Below are 13,391 nucleotides of genomic sequence, written 5' to 3' on the forward strand. Positions count from 1 at the left end.
GCCTTGCGCGCTGCCGTGACGACTATTCGACGGGATGGCCGATTGCGGCGGCGAGCTCGCGCAGCAGGCGGTCGGAGACCTGGCCGGTGACCGGCATCTTGTGCTCCCGCTCGAATTTCTGGATCGCGGACTGGGTTTCGCCGCCCAGCGTGCCCGTGATCTTCAGATTGCCGTAGCCGTATTCGGACAGGGCGCGCTGCACGCCGGCGATGCGCCGCGCGGCCGGGCTCTGCTGCACCGGAATCGGTGCCGGCGGACGGATCGCGGACGGCGGCGTCGAGGTCGTCGCCTTGACCAGACTGGTCATGGGATCATTGCCCGCGCGCGGCGTCGATGCGGTCGCTTCGACCGGTTTCTCCGCCGGCTTCTCGGCGACGCGCTCGGCCGGCTTGGGCTCGACGCGAAACTCGGTCGCCCTCGGCTCGAGCGGCGAGGTATCGGCGCCGACGGGGCGCGGACGCGGCATTGGATTCGACAGCGGCACCGGGGACGGCGCGGGAAGATTGATCACGGTGCCGAACATCGGCGCCGGATGCCGGCCGGTCTGCAGGAACAGCGCATTGGCGACGATCGCACCGATGGCGGCGACGGCAACGAGGCCGGCCATCGTGTCCTTAGGGCTGTGCAGCAGCACGCGCATCACGAGGTTGCGCTCGGTCTCGACATCGATGACCGCAGCCTTGCCGCCGCGGCGACGCGGAGCAGCTTCGTCCTTCGCAGACTTCCTAGGCACTTTTTTTCACCGGAGCGGGTTGGTCGTGACGTTGATCGTTGAGTTCTTCGTGAAGCTCGCGAATTTCTTTGTGAAGCTCCTGGCGCGGCACCGGCGTCAAGGTCGTGACCTTGCTCTCGGCCGGTTTGGTTTGCGGCGGCGTATAGTCGAGCGGCAGCTTGACGGTGACGGCGGTGCCCTCACCCAACCTGCTTTGTACCGTCAATTCGCCGAGATGCAATGCCACCAGACTCTTGACGATGGAAAGACCGAGGCCGGTGCCTTCGTGACGGCGCTGATAGGTCTTGCCGGCCTGGAAGAACGGCGCGCCGATGCGCTTGAGATCGTCGGGCGCGATGCCGACGCCGGTGTCGCTGATGCGTAGCGTGAGCTGCGATCCGGTCACCGCGGCTGATACGGACACTTGCCCGCCGCGCTCGGTGAACTTGATGGCGTTGGCGACGAGGTTGAGCACGATCTGCTTGAAGGCCCTGGGATCGGCGGTCATGACCGGCAGGTCCTGCGGCGCGTCGGTGATAAGGTCGATGCCGTTCTCCCGCGCCTTCAATGCCAGCAGGTTGCAGCAATGCAGCAGCGCGGCGCGCGGCGCGAACGGCTCCGACGCGATCTCGAAATTTCCCGATTCCATCTTGGACATGTCGAGGATGCCGTTGACGACCGAGAGCAGATGCTGGCCGGAATCGTTGATGAGCTGGGCATATTCCTTGCGCTGGGCCGCACCCAGCATCAGCGTCTGCTCCTGCGCGATCATCTCGGAGAAGCCGATGATCGCATTGAGCGGCGTGCGCAGCTCGTGGCTCATGGTGGCGAGGAAGCGCGTCTTGGCGGCATCGGCGGCTTCCGCCGCGCTGCGGGCCTGATCGAGCGCCTGCTCGGAATGCTTGCGGTCGGTGACGTCGCGCATCACGGCGACGACCTCGACCTCGCGCGCGGGATCGCGGCCGCCATTCTGGTCGAGCGGCCGGCAGCGCATCTCGACCCAGATGAAATCAACCTGGCCGCGCTCCGAGCCGGCAGGCTCGCGCCGCAACCGGAACTCGACGCTGCGCACGTCGCCGCGCGCGGCATCGGACAACGCGGTCAGATAGGCCGGACGGTCGGCGACATGGACGCGGTCGAACAGGCCGTGGCCGTGCAGTTGCGCGACAGGTATGCCGAGCATGGCCTCGGCTGCCGGCGAGATGAACTGCACAGCCCCGTTGCGCTGATGCCGGGAGATGACGTCGCTCATGTTGCGCGCGAGCAGGCGATAGCGCTCCTCCTCGCGCGACAACAGGACGACGCTGGTGCGCGCCAGCGATTCCGCGCCGAAGGCAAGGCCCGCAGCATAGAGAGTAGCCGAGGCGATACCGAAGGCCATCAGCACGCCGCGCTGCGCAGCGCTCGGCTCCTCCACCGGCAGCCAGCCGAGCTGGCTGACGATGATCAGCACTCCGGCGCAGGACAGCGCGAGCAGCGACGCAAAGGCTGCGACGCGCCGCGAGGCCGAGAGCGCAGCTTCGAGGGGAACAACCACCAGCCAGACCGCGGCGAATGACGCGATGCCGCCCGTGGTGACCGCGACCGCCATGATCAGGCCGGAGAGCGCCAGCGACGACAGCACATGCGCGCCCTCGTAGCGGCCGGTTCGCGACAGGAACCAGGACAGCATGATGGGCGCGATCAGCCAGGCAAAGGCCGCGACCTCGAGCGCGCTCGGCGCGCCACGCATGGCGAGATAAACAGGGAATGCGGCAAAGGCTGCCAGGCTGCCGAGCAGCCGCGGCGCCATGAAGGCACGATGGCGCGCTCGCGTCAGCGCATCGTAACGCGCGGAGGGATGCAGCAGCGCATCGAGACAATCGCGGATGATACTCAAAACTGTCACGGGTCTCGCGCTTCGGCTCAATCGTCTTGAGAAGACGCGCCGGAACGCCTCCTTGTCGTTGAGCCAACCTGTCAGAGCGACCTTAAACGAGTGCTAAGGCGGCAACGCGCGCGGCCGGACACCCGTGTCGTCGCGCGGCTTTTTAGACGATTTGACGACGTCTTCCGTGGGGATGGTGAACACAGGGTTTCAGCGTCCTCCGCATGGTTTCGAAATGGTGGATGCGCGGATCCCCGAGGGCCACGGCCACAGCATCAATGGAAAATTTACGAGACCGGGGCCTCGCGAAGATTTTTGCGGCGATTTTCCGCGAATTAAGCTCAAGGCAATCACTTGCGATTTATCGAGGGTTGCCAGGTCCGACGCGCTCTGCGGACATCGCCGCGGCGGTCTAACGTACAGGTTCCTCAAGATGCGCTTTCTGCTCCGCATCACATTCTGGCTCGGGCTGGTGCTGGTGCTCCTGCCCAGGGACAAGACGCCCGAATCGGAGAAGCTGCCGCAGATCGGCGCGGCCGATGCGGTGCAGGCTGCGACCGCGGCCGTCTCCGACATGACGCAATTCTGCAAGCGCCAGCCGGCGGCCTGCGAGGTCGGAGGCCAGGCCGCGACCATCATCGGCCAGCGCGCCCAGGACGGCGCGAAGAAGATCTATCAGATGATCAACGACAAGAAAGAGCAGATCACCAACGACAAGAACGAGAACAACAAGAACGACAACAAGAAGGCACCCGACCATACCGGCTCGATCGCAATGGCCGGCGAAGGCGACGCCGCCGCGAACGAGGCGCCGCGCGACACCCTGACCCAGGACGACCTCGCGCTGGAATGGCGCGGTCCTCAGGCAGCGAATTAGGAGCCAAACCCTATCGATTTCACGGCGTCGCGTCCCTATATTGGCCCTAACGGGAACTGTGGGCCGATATGACGACGATCGACGAAATCAGGGACAATTTCGAGATTCTGGACGAGTGGGACGACCGATACCGGTACGTCATCGAGCTCGGCCGCACCCTGGAACCGCTGCCCGAGGCCGAGCACTCCGCCGAGAACAAGGTGCAGGGCTGCGTCAGCCAGGTCTGGTTGCAGAAGCTGGTCGACCGCAGCAACGGCGTGCCGATCCTCAGATATCGCGGCGACAGCGACGCCCATATCGTGCGCGGGCTCGTCGCGATCGTGCTCGCGCTCTATTCCGGCCGCACGCCGCAAGAAATCCTCGATACCGACGCGATCGCCGTGTTCAACGAGTTCGGCTTCCGCGATCATCTGACGCCGCAGCGGTCCAACGGCCTGCGCTCGATGGTCGAGCGCATCAAAACGGATGCGAAAGAGGCGCTCGCGGAAGCGTCGTAAAGATGCCCCCTCGAGTGAGCAGCGCACGTAGCGAACCACACAGCAAACTTCCGTGGGATGGGGAAAGCGGCGCCTGCCCCCCTTTGCGTGTGACCTGGTGAGAATTCGTGGGCACGGCGCAAGAGCCCCTTTGCCCGACCCCACGGAATATCGGCTGAACTACTTCCCCTTCTTCCGCTGTTGCTGTCCCAGTCCCATCTGCTTGGCCAGCTGCGAGCGCGCAACCGCGTAATTCGGCGCGACCATGGGATAGTCGGCCGGCAGGCCCCATTTCTCGCGATACTGCTCTGGCGTCATGTTGTACTGGGTGCGCAGATGGCGCTTCAGCGACTTGAAGCGCTTGCCGTCTTCCAGGCAGACGAGATAGTCGGGCGCGATCGACTTCTTCAGCGAGACGGCAGGCTTTGCCGGCTCGAGCGGCGCCGCCTCGGTGCGGCCCGTCGAGACCCGCACCAGGGCGCCATGCACCTGGCTGATCAAGTTCGGAATCTCGGCAGCCGGCGTCGGATTGTTGCCGAGATAGGCCGACACGATGCTCGCCGTCAGCTCGATGAAATTCTTGGCCCCGGCATCCGACATGGGCTTGCCCCTTCCCTGTTGCGCCGCGCGGGATTGACGACGCCAAAGTATTCCGTGTCAACAATACGTTCGGCGAAAATACGACAACTGGCGAATATGAGCTGACGACTGACGACGTGACAAGAACGGTCGCGCTTTACTTGCAAAGCCCAGACTTGCGTACCCGGACTTGCGTTCCCAGGTCTCAGGACCGCTGGTCGAGATGCGTGCGCAACTCGTCGATCGAGGCAAAGCGCATCATGCCTTCCGGCATCTGCGCCTCGATCGAACCGTCGGAGTAGAGCGAATAGGCCATGCCGTCGACGATGCCGGATTTGAGCACCGTCACCGGCGGCTGCTCGGCCGCCGGCTCCGGCTCGGCTGAAGCCGGCGGCGGGGGAGCCTCGGTGAAGGACGAGGGCGGGCGCGGTGGCGGGAACGGACGGCGTGCGGCGGCCAGCGGTTCCGGCGGACGCATGCGATCCGGCGTCGGCCACGCATCGTCGAAACTCGCAGGAGGGGTGTCAGGCGCGGCAGGTGTTGCGGGCTCAGCAGCCGGCAGCGTGCCCTCGGCGGCCTTGGCCTGCGTGCGCTCGCGCTCCTTGCGTGAGCTCGAGGCGAACAGCAGGTTGCGACGGCGCGGCGGTTCCGGTGCCGAAGGAGGCGTCGGGGCGACCGGCTCCGGCGGCGTCTCGACGCGCGGACGCTCGCGCACCGGTGCTTCGCCCAGCCATGGCGGCGCCGTTGCCGGCGAGGGCGGAGATGTCGGCTCGGCTCGCATGGCGGGACCAGGCAGCGGCTCGGGCACAGGCGCGCCCGGCACCGCGAGGCCCGGCAGCACGGGCCTGACCCGAACCTCGGACGGTGCACCGGCGAGCCGGCGAGCGATGCCCTTCAGCTCCAGCAGCACCAAGTGCAGGCCGGCCAGTAACATCCCGGAGCAGACGCCGATCGTGCCGGAGATTATGAGAGTGCTGCCGAGGCTGAATTCCCTGACGGTGAAGCCGAACAGGATCGCAAGGAGGCCCGCCACCACAGCGACAATCCCCACGATCAACAATGCCAAGCTCATCGAACTCACCCCCGGCCGCGCATCCACACGCGACACCCGTTGCGCCACGATAGCGTCATACGGCGTTGCACGCCAACCGTGAATTGTGGTCCGCGTTCCTAAAGAGAAGGAAATCAGGGACTTATTCACATTCCCTTCAGCTACGGCTCGCTACTGATGGGATGCCCCGGTTGCAAGGATTTGCTGCGCCGCATCAGGAATTTAGCCATAATGCCCAATTACTTGGTCATGGAACTGCGCTATACGGAGTCCGGGGAAGTGGCCCGCGCGCACCAGCTGGGCCAAGAGGGGATTCCGGGTCACCAATAGCCATGACATCCATCACGACTTCGGCGATCGACACGCCTCTGCGGCGCTCGGTCGAACGGACTTGCGACGATCTCGCCATGCTGGTGCTGGCCGCGGTCGCCGTGATTGCAGGCCTGACCTTCCGCGACTACGGGCTCGGCTGGGACGATTACACCCACGCTGAATATGCCGACCTGCTGCTGCGCATGTACGGTTCCGGCTTCAAGGACACCGCGGCGCTCTCCTTTGCCAATCTCTATATGTATGGCGGCGGCTTCGACATGGTCGCGGCATTGCTGCACAAGGTGCTCCCGCTCGAGCTGTTCGAGACGCGCCGTCTGGTCGGCGCCATCGTCGGCGTGACCGGACTCGCCGTGACCTGGCGGCTCGGCCGCCGCGTCGGCGGGCCCCTTGCGGGTCTTGCCGCGCTGTTGCTGCTCGCGCTGTGCCCGATCTTCTACGGCCACATGTTCATGAACCCGAAGGATGCGCCCTTCGCGGTGGCCATGATCATCCTGATGCTGGGGCTGGTCCGGCTCGCCGAGGAATATCCGCAACCTTCGCCGCGCACGATCCTCATCGTCGGCTTGGGGGCGGGCCTCGCGCTCGGCACGCGCATCCTCGGCGGCCTTTCGCTGGTCTACGCCATGATCGGCTTCATCCCGCTGTTCCTCGAGGAACTGCGCAACGAGGGCCCGCGCGAGTCGGTCCGGCGCTTCGCCCACGTGGTCTACGTGCTGCTGCCCGGCCTCGTGGTCGGCTACCTGGTGATGGGCCTGATCTGGCCGTGGTCGATCATGGAGCCCGGCAATCCGTTCGAGGCGCTGACCTACTTCTCGCACTTCTTCGAGAAGCCGTGGAAGGAGATGTTCGACGGCGCGATCGTGTCCGTGCCCGACATGCCCTGGTCCTATCTGCCGACGCTGTTCGCGCTGCAGCTGCCGGAGGTGATGCTGGTGCTGATGGGCGGCGCCGTGGTCAGCACCTTCGCGCTGCTGCCGCGCGACGACGTTGCGGCCCGCCGCAAGACCATCCTGCTGATGCTGACGCTCGCTGCGACCCTGCCGCTCGCGATCGCGATGGTGAAGCGGCCGGCGCTCTACAACGGCATCCGCCATTTCGTCTTCGTGATCCCGCCGATGGCGGTGCTGGGCGGCGTCGCCTTCGCCTGGAGCATGGAGCGCCTGCGCGTCAACCACCGCACCTGGCAGCCGGTCGTGCTCGCGACTTTCTGTTTTGGCCTCGCGCTCTCGCTCGCCGAGATGATCCGGCTGCACCCCTACCAGTACACCCACTTCAACCACATCGCCGGCACCGTGCGCGCCGCCGACGACCGCTTCATGCTGGACTATTGGGGCCTCGCGCTGAAGCAGGCCTCGGACGAACTGCGCGAGCAGCTGGTCGAGCGCCAGGAAGTGCCGCCCGTCAATCGCAAGTGGAAGGTCGCGGTGTGCGGTCCGCAACGCCCGGCGCAGGTCGCGCTCGGGCCCGACTTCACCATCGGCTGGGATTCCAATGCGGCCGATTTCGCCATGACGCTCGGCGAGTTCTACTGCAAGGGCCTCACCGCGCCCGTCATGGTCGAGATCAAGCGCGACGACGTGGTGTTCGCCCGCGTCTACGACATCCGCGGCCGCAGCATTTCCAGCCTGCTCTCGATCCCGGCGCCGTAAGATCATTGTCCGATCGGACGGTGGCGGAGACGAAACCTCGCGTCGCCCTGCAATCAGCGGTTCTGGAATCCGGAACCTGCAGGCGCACTCCATGCGGGCTGCGCTTGGCTGCTGCGATTTGACCGCCTTGCCGCCAACCCGGCTCAAGTCTAGGCTCTCGCTCCGCAACAACGAGGTTCGGAGAGAATTGCCATGTCACCAGCAGAAGCCCGCCTGAGGGAAGTGCCATCCAACATGACGGAGGCCGAGTGGCAGCAACGGGTCAACCTCGCCGCCTGCTATCGCCTCGTCGCGCTGTACGGCTGGGACGATCTGGTCGACACCCACATCTCCGCGCGCGTCCCCGGTCCCGACCATCACTTTCTGATCAATCCCTACGGGCTGATGTTCGAGGAGATCACGGCCTCGAGCCTCGTCAAGGTCGATTTGCACGGCAACCAGCTCTCCGAGAGCGAGTACAGCATCAACCCGGCCGGCTTCACCATCCATTCGGCGATCCACGAGGTGCGCGAGGACGCGATCTGCGTGCTGCATCTTCACACCCTCGACGGCACCGCGGTGTCGAGCAGCGCGGAGGGCCTGCTGCCGCTGAACCAGACCGCCCAGCTCGTCACCCACGACCTCGCCTATCACGACTATGAAGGCATCGCGCTCGATCACGAGGAGCGGCCGCGGCTGCAGAAGGACCTCGGCAACCACAACCACATGCTCCTGCGCAACCACGGCACGCTGACCGTCGGCCGCTCGGTCGCCTCCGCTTTCGAGCGCATGTACCACCTCGAGCGCGCCTGCTCGATGCAGGTGCGCACGCGGGCGCTGGGCACGCCGGTCTATCCGGTCGAGGAGATCGCGATCGAGAAGAACACCGAGCTGTTGTCGAACCGCGACCGCGCCGAGTTGCGCGCGACCAACCTCGTGTGGCCGCCGCTGCTGCGCAAGCTCGACCGCGTCAATCCCGGCTACCGCTCTTGAGATTCGGCGATTTTCGTGTAGGATAGTTCTCAACTACCTCTGCACGTTTGGAATGAAACGCCGCCCAATTCCGGGCGGCGTTTTTATTTGGCCCGTTCGTCATTGCGAGGAGCCAAAGCGACGAAGCAATCCAGACTGCACCCGCGGAGGGATTCTGGATTGCTTCGCTGCGCTCGCAACGACGAGGATGGAGTCTTCGTAGAGTGGGCAAAGCGTAGCATGCACACGTCCTCTCTCGCGATCCAGGATGGATGGTGGACACGCTGCGCCCGGCCCGCGGCGCCGTGCGTTATTTGACCTCCGCGAGCGCCGCGAGAATGCGGGCCCAGGAGCGGATGCCTTTCTGGAAGCTGCGGAGGTCGTACTTCTCGTTCGGCGAGTGGATATTGTCGTCGTCGAGGCCGAAGCCGACCAGCAGCGAATCGAGCCCGAGCGTGCGCTTGAAGTCGGCGACGATCGGGATCGAGGCGCCGGAGCCCATCAGCACGGTCTCCTTGCCCCATTCCTCCGCCAGCGCCTTGCGGGCCGCGGCGAGCGGCTTCATGTTCCAGTCGAGCGCCACCGCCGGCGCGGCGGAGTGGTCGCCGAACTCCACCTTGCAGTCGCCGGGAAGGCGCGCTGTCACGTAGTCGCGGAAGGCCTTGCGAATCCTTGCGGGATCCTGCCCTTCGACAAGGCGGAACGAGACCTTGGCGGAAGCGTGCGAGGGGATCACGGTCTTGGAGCCCTCGCCGATATAGCCGCCCCAGATGCCGTTGACGTCACAGGTCGGACGCGAGGAGGCCTGCTCGATCAGGAGCCGGCCCTTCTCGCCGGCCGGGATCGACAGGCCGATCGGCTTCAGGAACGTCTCCGGCGTCAGGTTGAGCTTCTTCCACTGCTCCAGGATGTCGGGCGGCAGATCCTTCACCCCGTCATAGAAGCCGGGAATGGTGATGCGATTGTCGTCGTCGAACAGGCCGCCGAGAATCTTGGTGAGCACGCGGATCGGGTTCATCGCGCTGCCACCGAACACGCCGGAATGCAGATCGCGATTGGCGGCGGTGATCTTCAGCTCCTCATAGAGCAGGCCGCGCAGCGAGGTCGTGATCGCCGGCGTGTTGCGGTCCCACATGCCGGTGTCGCAGACCAGCACGTAGTCCGCCTTGAACTCGTCCTTGTTGGCCTCGATGAACGGCACGAAATTCTTCGATCCGACCTCCTCCTCGCCTTCGATCAGGAAGGTGACGTCGATCGGCAGCGAGCCCGTCACCTTCTTCCAGGCGCGGCAGGCCTCGACGAAGGTCATCACCTGGCCCTTGTCGTCCTCGGCGCCGCGCGCGACGATGATCTTGCGGCCGTCGGCGTGGTCGGTGACCACGGGCTCGAACGGCGGACGGTGCCAGAGATCGAGCGGATCGACCGGCTGCACGTCGTAATGGCCATAGAAGATCACATGCGGCCGCCCGCCTGCCTGGGTCTTACCGACGATGGCGGGATGGCCGGCGGTGGGGCGCACTTCGGTCGCCGCACCAAGGCTTGCGATGTCCTTGGCGAGATGCTCGGCCGCCGCCTTGCAATCGGCGGCAAAGGCCGGATCGGCGGAGATGGACTTGATCCGCAACAGCGAGAACAGACGCTCCAGGCTGTTGTCGAAATCATTGTCGATGTGGTCGAGCACGGATTGAAGCTGCGCATTGGCCATGGTCGGATTCCCGATTTTGATCTCAAGATGTCTTCTTAGGATGTCCCGTTAGATGTCTTGGCTTTTAGCGCCGTCGCGGGCTCGGAGCCAGCCGCAACCGGCGGATGCCGGATGTGCCATGCAAGGCTCCCGGCAAGAACGGCCGTGGCGGCGAGGTTGTTGCCCCAGGCCTGGAGGGCGTTGGGAAACCACGGCAGCGCCAGCAGCATGAGAATGCCGGCCGCGCCGAGCGCGAGCCAGGTTCCCAGCCGCACATTCGCGCGCTCGTCGAAGGCGGCACGATGCATCAGCACCGTCATCGGGAAGAACAGCCACATGAAGTAGTATTGCCGCGCGAGCGGCGATGCCACCGTCATCAGGCAGAACAGGATGCCGAGCTCCTCGGCATCCGAGCGCGCCGTCCGCCGCGATTGCCGTGGCATCACCGCGACGAAGCCGAGCCCGAGCAACACTGCCAGCGCCAGCACGATCCAGTTCGCCGTTTTGTAATCGACGTCGATGAGGTTCATCGTGCGTGGCGGCTTGTTCGGATCCTCCTGATTATAGTTGATCGGGCGGACCAGGCGGTGCGTGACGGCGATGAGGGACTGATTGACCCATGACCAGTTCTGCTCGTCGCGCTGGCCAAAGCCTTTTTCCGAGCTCGAGCCGACCATGCCTTGATACCAGGTCTTGAGTTCAGCCGCGTTGCGCTCGAAGCCGCGGATCGGCGCCGGCACGACATAGAGAAGGATGCCGGTGAAGGCGACCGTCGCTGCGACGGTGGCCCACCTCCTCCGCCACATCAGATAGGGCAGCACCGCGATCGGAAACACCTTGATGGCGGTGGCGAGCGCGAACATGAAGCCTGCGAGCCACGATCGCTGATGCTGCAGGCTCCAGAAACCGTAGAGCATCATCGCCAGCAGCAGAAGGTTCGGCTGGCCGAGGTCGAACATGTCGAACACGAAGGTCACGGTAACGAATGCCGGCAGCGCCTCGAGCCAGGGGCCCGCCGTGCGGCCCGAGCCGGTCATCGCATTGGACAGTGTCCCGGTGTACCACCACGCCAGCACGTTCAGGATCGACAGCACGATGTAGAGCGGGATCTTGCCGAACCAGCTCGGGATCGCGAGCAGGATCGCGGGAAGCGGCGGATAGATGAATTCGAAATACGAGTGGATGTCGGCGGGATAGAGCGGCCGGCCGTTCAGAACCTGCTGCCCGGCCCAGTACCACAGCCCGTAATCCTTGGTCTTGCCGTGGCCGAAGATCTCCGGAACGAGAACGTCGGCGGTCAGGATGACGCAGCAGAGCAGGAAGAGCAGGTCCAGCGGCGCACGCAGCGACAGGCGTCTCGGCGCATCAGGCTTGGGGAGTGGGTCGGTCAAGGTCACAATATGGTCCGGTCCGGCAAGGCACAGGACGTAGCAGACCGCGGAAGACTTGGAGAGTCCCCTCACCTGAAATTGTGCTCGCTGTGAGGCGACCGCGCTCGACTACGAATGGCTTCCAATCGGGCTTGCTGCCTATCTCCGCAGCAACCCGCCGAGCGCACCGCGGACCAGGGTGCGGCCGATCGAGCCGCCGAGCTGGCCGCCGATCGACTTGCCGACATTGGCGGCCAGCCCGCCGATCACCTGGTTGGTGACCGATCGCGTCACGTCGCGTGCAATGACCTGGCCGGTCGAGAGGCGGCCGCGCTTGACGTTGGTGCCGAAAATAGTGCCGACCATCGAACCGATCTGGCCGAGGATGCCGCCGCCACTTTCACCGGCCGGACCGTCGGCCGTGGCCGCGGTGCCGGCAATGCGCTTCTGAAGCATCTCATAGGCGGATTCCGCATCGACGGCGGTGTCATATTTGCCCTTCAGCGGGCTTGCATCCATGATCGCCTTGCGCTCTTCCGGCGTGATCGGCCCGATCCGGGCCGATGGCGGCCGGATCATTACACGCTCGACCATGGTCGGCGTGCCGTTGCCTTCGAGGAAGGACACCAGCGCCTCGCCCTTGCCGAGCTCCGTGATCACCTTGGCGGTGTCGAGCTTCGGGTTGGGGCGGAAGGTCTGGGCCGCGGCCGCAACCGCCTTCTGGTCACGCGGGGTGAAGGCGCGCAGCGCATGCTGCACGCGGTTGCCGAGCTGACCGAGCACGCGGTCCGGCACGTCGATCGGGTTCTGCGTCACGAAGTAGACGCCCACACCCTTGGAACGGATCAGCCGCACCACCTGCTCGATCTTGTCCATCAGCGCCTTGGGCGCGTCGTTGAACAACAGATGCGCCTCGTCGAAGAAGAACACCAGCTTGGGCTTCGGGAGGTCGCCGGCCTCGGGCAACTCCTCGAACAGCTCGGACAGCATCCACAGCAGGAATGTCGCGTAAATCCGCGGGCTCTGCAGCAGCTTGTCCGCGACCAGGATGTTGACCATGCCGCGGCCGTCACGATCGGTCTTCATGAAATCCTTCAGCGCCAGCGCCGGCTCGCCGAAGAACTTGGCGCCGCCCTGGTTCTCCAGCACCAGGAGCTGGCGCTGGATGGTGCCGACGGTGGCCTTGGTCACGTTGCCGAAGCCCTGCGCCTCCTTCTTGATGTCGGCCAGCGGGCTTTCCTCGGCATCCGCCCCCTTGTTGCCGGGCTCCGGCACGATGGCGTCGAGCAGCGCGCGCAGATCCTTCATGTCGATGAGGGTGAGCCCGTTATCGTCGGCCACGCGGAAGGCGACGTTGAGAACGCCTTCCTGCACATCGTTGAGGTCGAGCATGCGCGCGAGCAGCAGCGGCCCCATCTCGGTGACTGTCGCCCGCACCGGGTGGCCCTGCTCGCCGAACACGTCCCAGAACACCGTCGAGAACTGATCGGGCTGGAATTCCAGCCCCATCTCGGCGGCGCGCTTGACGATGAAGTCCTTAGGCACCCCGAGCTCGGAGATGCCGGAGAGGTCGCCCTTGATGTCGGCGGCGAAGACCGGGACACCGGCGCGCGCAAATCCTTCCGCCATGACTTGCAGCGACACCGTCTTTCCGGTTCCGGTTGCACCGGTGACGAGGCCATGGCGATTGGCGAGCGCCAGCGTCAGCCATGCCTGCTCGTCTCCTTTCCCGACGAAGATCTGGTCGTCAGTGTCGCCGAGCTTGCTGTCCTGTGCCGTCATTATTCTCTCTGATCTCTGCCGTGTTTCGCGTATTGAAACCAAAATGCGCCAGTTCCGTAG

General features: G+C 65.1%; 11 protein-coding genes. 4 read left to right on the forward strand and 7 right to left on the reverse strand.

Features of this window, described 5'->3' with window-relative positions:
- Positions 1 to 22 precede the first annotated feature (22 nt).
- Entirely contained in the window at positions 23 to 733 is a 711-nt protein-coding gene (locus ACRQ5Q_RS29495; protein ID WP_439374300.1) for a peptidoglycan-binding protein, read from the reverse strand.
- A complete protein-coding gene (locus ACRQ5Q_RS29500) occupies positions 726 to 2,600 on the reverse strand; it encodes an ATP-binding protein (RefSeq protein WP_439393462.1) in 1,875 nt (624 codons plus the stop codon). Before ACRQ5Q_RS29500 ends, ACRQ5Q_RS29495 begins: the two co-directional genes overlap by 8 nt.
- A 412-nt stretch (positions 2,601 to 3,012) precedes the next feature.
- On the opposite strand from ACRQ5Q_RS29500, the gene ACRQ5Q_RS29505 reads away from it, so the two are divergent.
- Both ACRQ5Q_RS29505 and ACRQ5Q_RS29510 read left to right on the forward strand, forming a co-directional pair.
- Positions 3,013 to 3,456 (forward strand): DUF5330 domain-containing protein, encoded by a 444-nt coding sequence (locus ACRQ5Q_RS29505; protein WP_439374298.1) that lies wholly within the window; start codon positions 3,013 to 3,015, stop codon positions 3,454 to 3,456.
- Between the two features lie 68 nt (positions 3,457 to 3,524).
- A complete protein-coding gene (locus tag ACRQ5Q_RS29510) occupies positions 3,525 to 3,953 on the forward strand; it encodes a SufE family protein (RefSeq protein ID WP_439393464.1) in 429 nt (142 codons plus the stop codon).
- Positions 3,954 to 4,112: 159 nt separating this feature from the next.
- On the opposite strand, the gene ACRQ5Q_RS29515 is transcribed toward ACRQ5Q_RS29510, so the two are convergent.
- Together ACRQ5Q_RS29515 and ACRQ5Q_RS29520 are read right to left on the reverse strand one after the other, a co-directional pair.
- Positions 4,113 to 4,532, reverse strand: a complete 420-nt coding sequence (locus tag ACRQ5Q_RS29515) for a MucR family transcriptional regulator (protein ID WP_063690921.1) — start codon at positions 4,530 to 4,532, stop codon at positions 4,113 to 4,115.
- 184 nt (positions 4,533 to 4,716) lie between these two features.
- On the reverse strand, positions 4,717 to 5,583 hold the full coding sequence (locus ACRQ5Q_RS29520; protein ID WP_439393466.1) for a DUF308 domain-containing protein: 867 nt from the start codon (positions 5,581 to 5,583) through the stop codon (positions 4,717 to 4,719).
- A gap of 311 nt (positions 5,584 to 5,894) precedes the next feature.
- On the opposite strand from ACRQ5Q_RS29520, the gene ACRQ5Q_RS29525 reads away from it, so the two are divergent.
- The gene (locus ACRQ5Q_RS29525) at positions 5,895 to 7,544 is read left to right on the forward strand and encodes a glycosyltransferase family 39 protein (protein WP_439374295.1); all 1,650 of its coding nucleotides are present in this window, start codon (positions 5,895 to 5,897) and stop codon (positions 7,542 to 7,544) included.
- A 192-nt stretch (positions 7,545 to 7,736) separates the two neighbouring features.
- Positions 7,737 to 8,516, forward strand: a complete 780-nt coding sequence (locus tag ACRQ5Q_RS29530; protein WP_439374294.1) for a class II aldolase/adducin family protein — start codon at positions 7,737 to 7,739, stop codon at positions 8,514 to 8,516.
- A 289-nt stretch (positions 8,517 to 8,805) separates the two neighbouring features.
- On the opposite strand, the gene ACRQ5Q_RS29535 is transcribed toward ACRQ5Q_RS29530, so the two are convergent.
- The 3 genes from ACRQ5Q_RS29535 to ACRQ5Q_RS29545 all read right to left on the reverse strand — a co-directional run bounded on the left by ACRQ5Q_RS29535 (position 8,806) and on the right by ACRQ5Q_RS29545 (position 13,331).
- Complete coding sequence (locus ACRQ5Q_RS29535; protein ID WP_439393468.1) at positions 8,806 to 10,200, reverse strand: M20/M25/M40 family metallo-hydrolase; 1,395 nt, start codon at positions 10,198 to 10,200, stop codon at positions 8,806 to 8,808.
- Positions 10,201 to 10,235: 35 nt separating this feature from the next.
- Entirely contained in the window at positions 10,236 to 11,576 is a 1,341-nt protein-coding gene (locus ACRQ5Q_RS29540; RefSeq protein WP_439393470.1) for a glycosyltransferase family 87 protein, read from the reverse strand.
- A gap of 132 nt (positions 11,577 to 11,708) precedes the next feature.
- Complete coding sequence (locus ACRQ5Q_RS29545; protein WP_439393472.1) at positions 11,709 to 13,331, reverse strand: helicase HerA-like domain-containing protein; 1,623 nt, start codon at positions 13,329 to 13,331, stop codon at positions 11,709 to 11,711.
- Positions 13,332 to 13,391: the final 60 nt, after the last annotated feature.

The sequence above is a fragment of the Bradyrhizobium sp. PMVTL-01 genome, assembly GCF_051861855.1.
Taxonomy (GTDB): Bacteria; Pseudomonadota; Alphaproteobacteria; order Rhizobiales; family Xanthobacteraceae; genus Bradyrhizobium.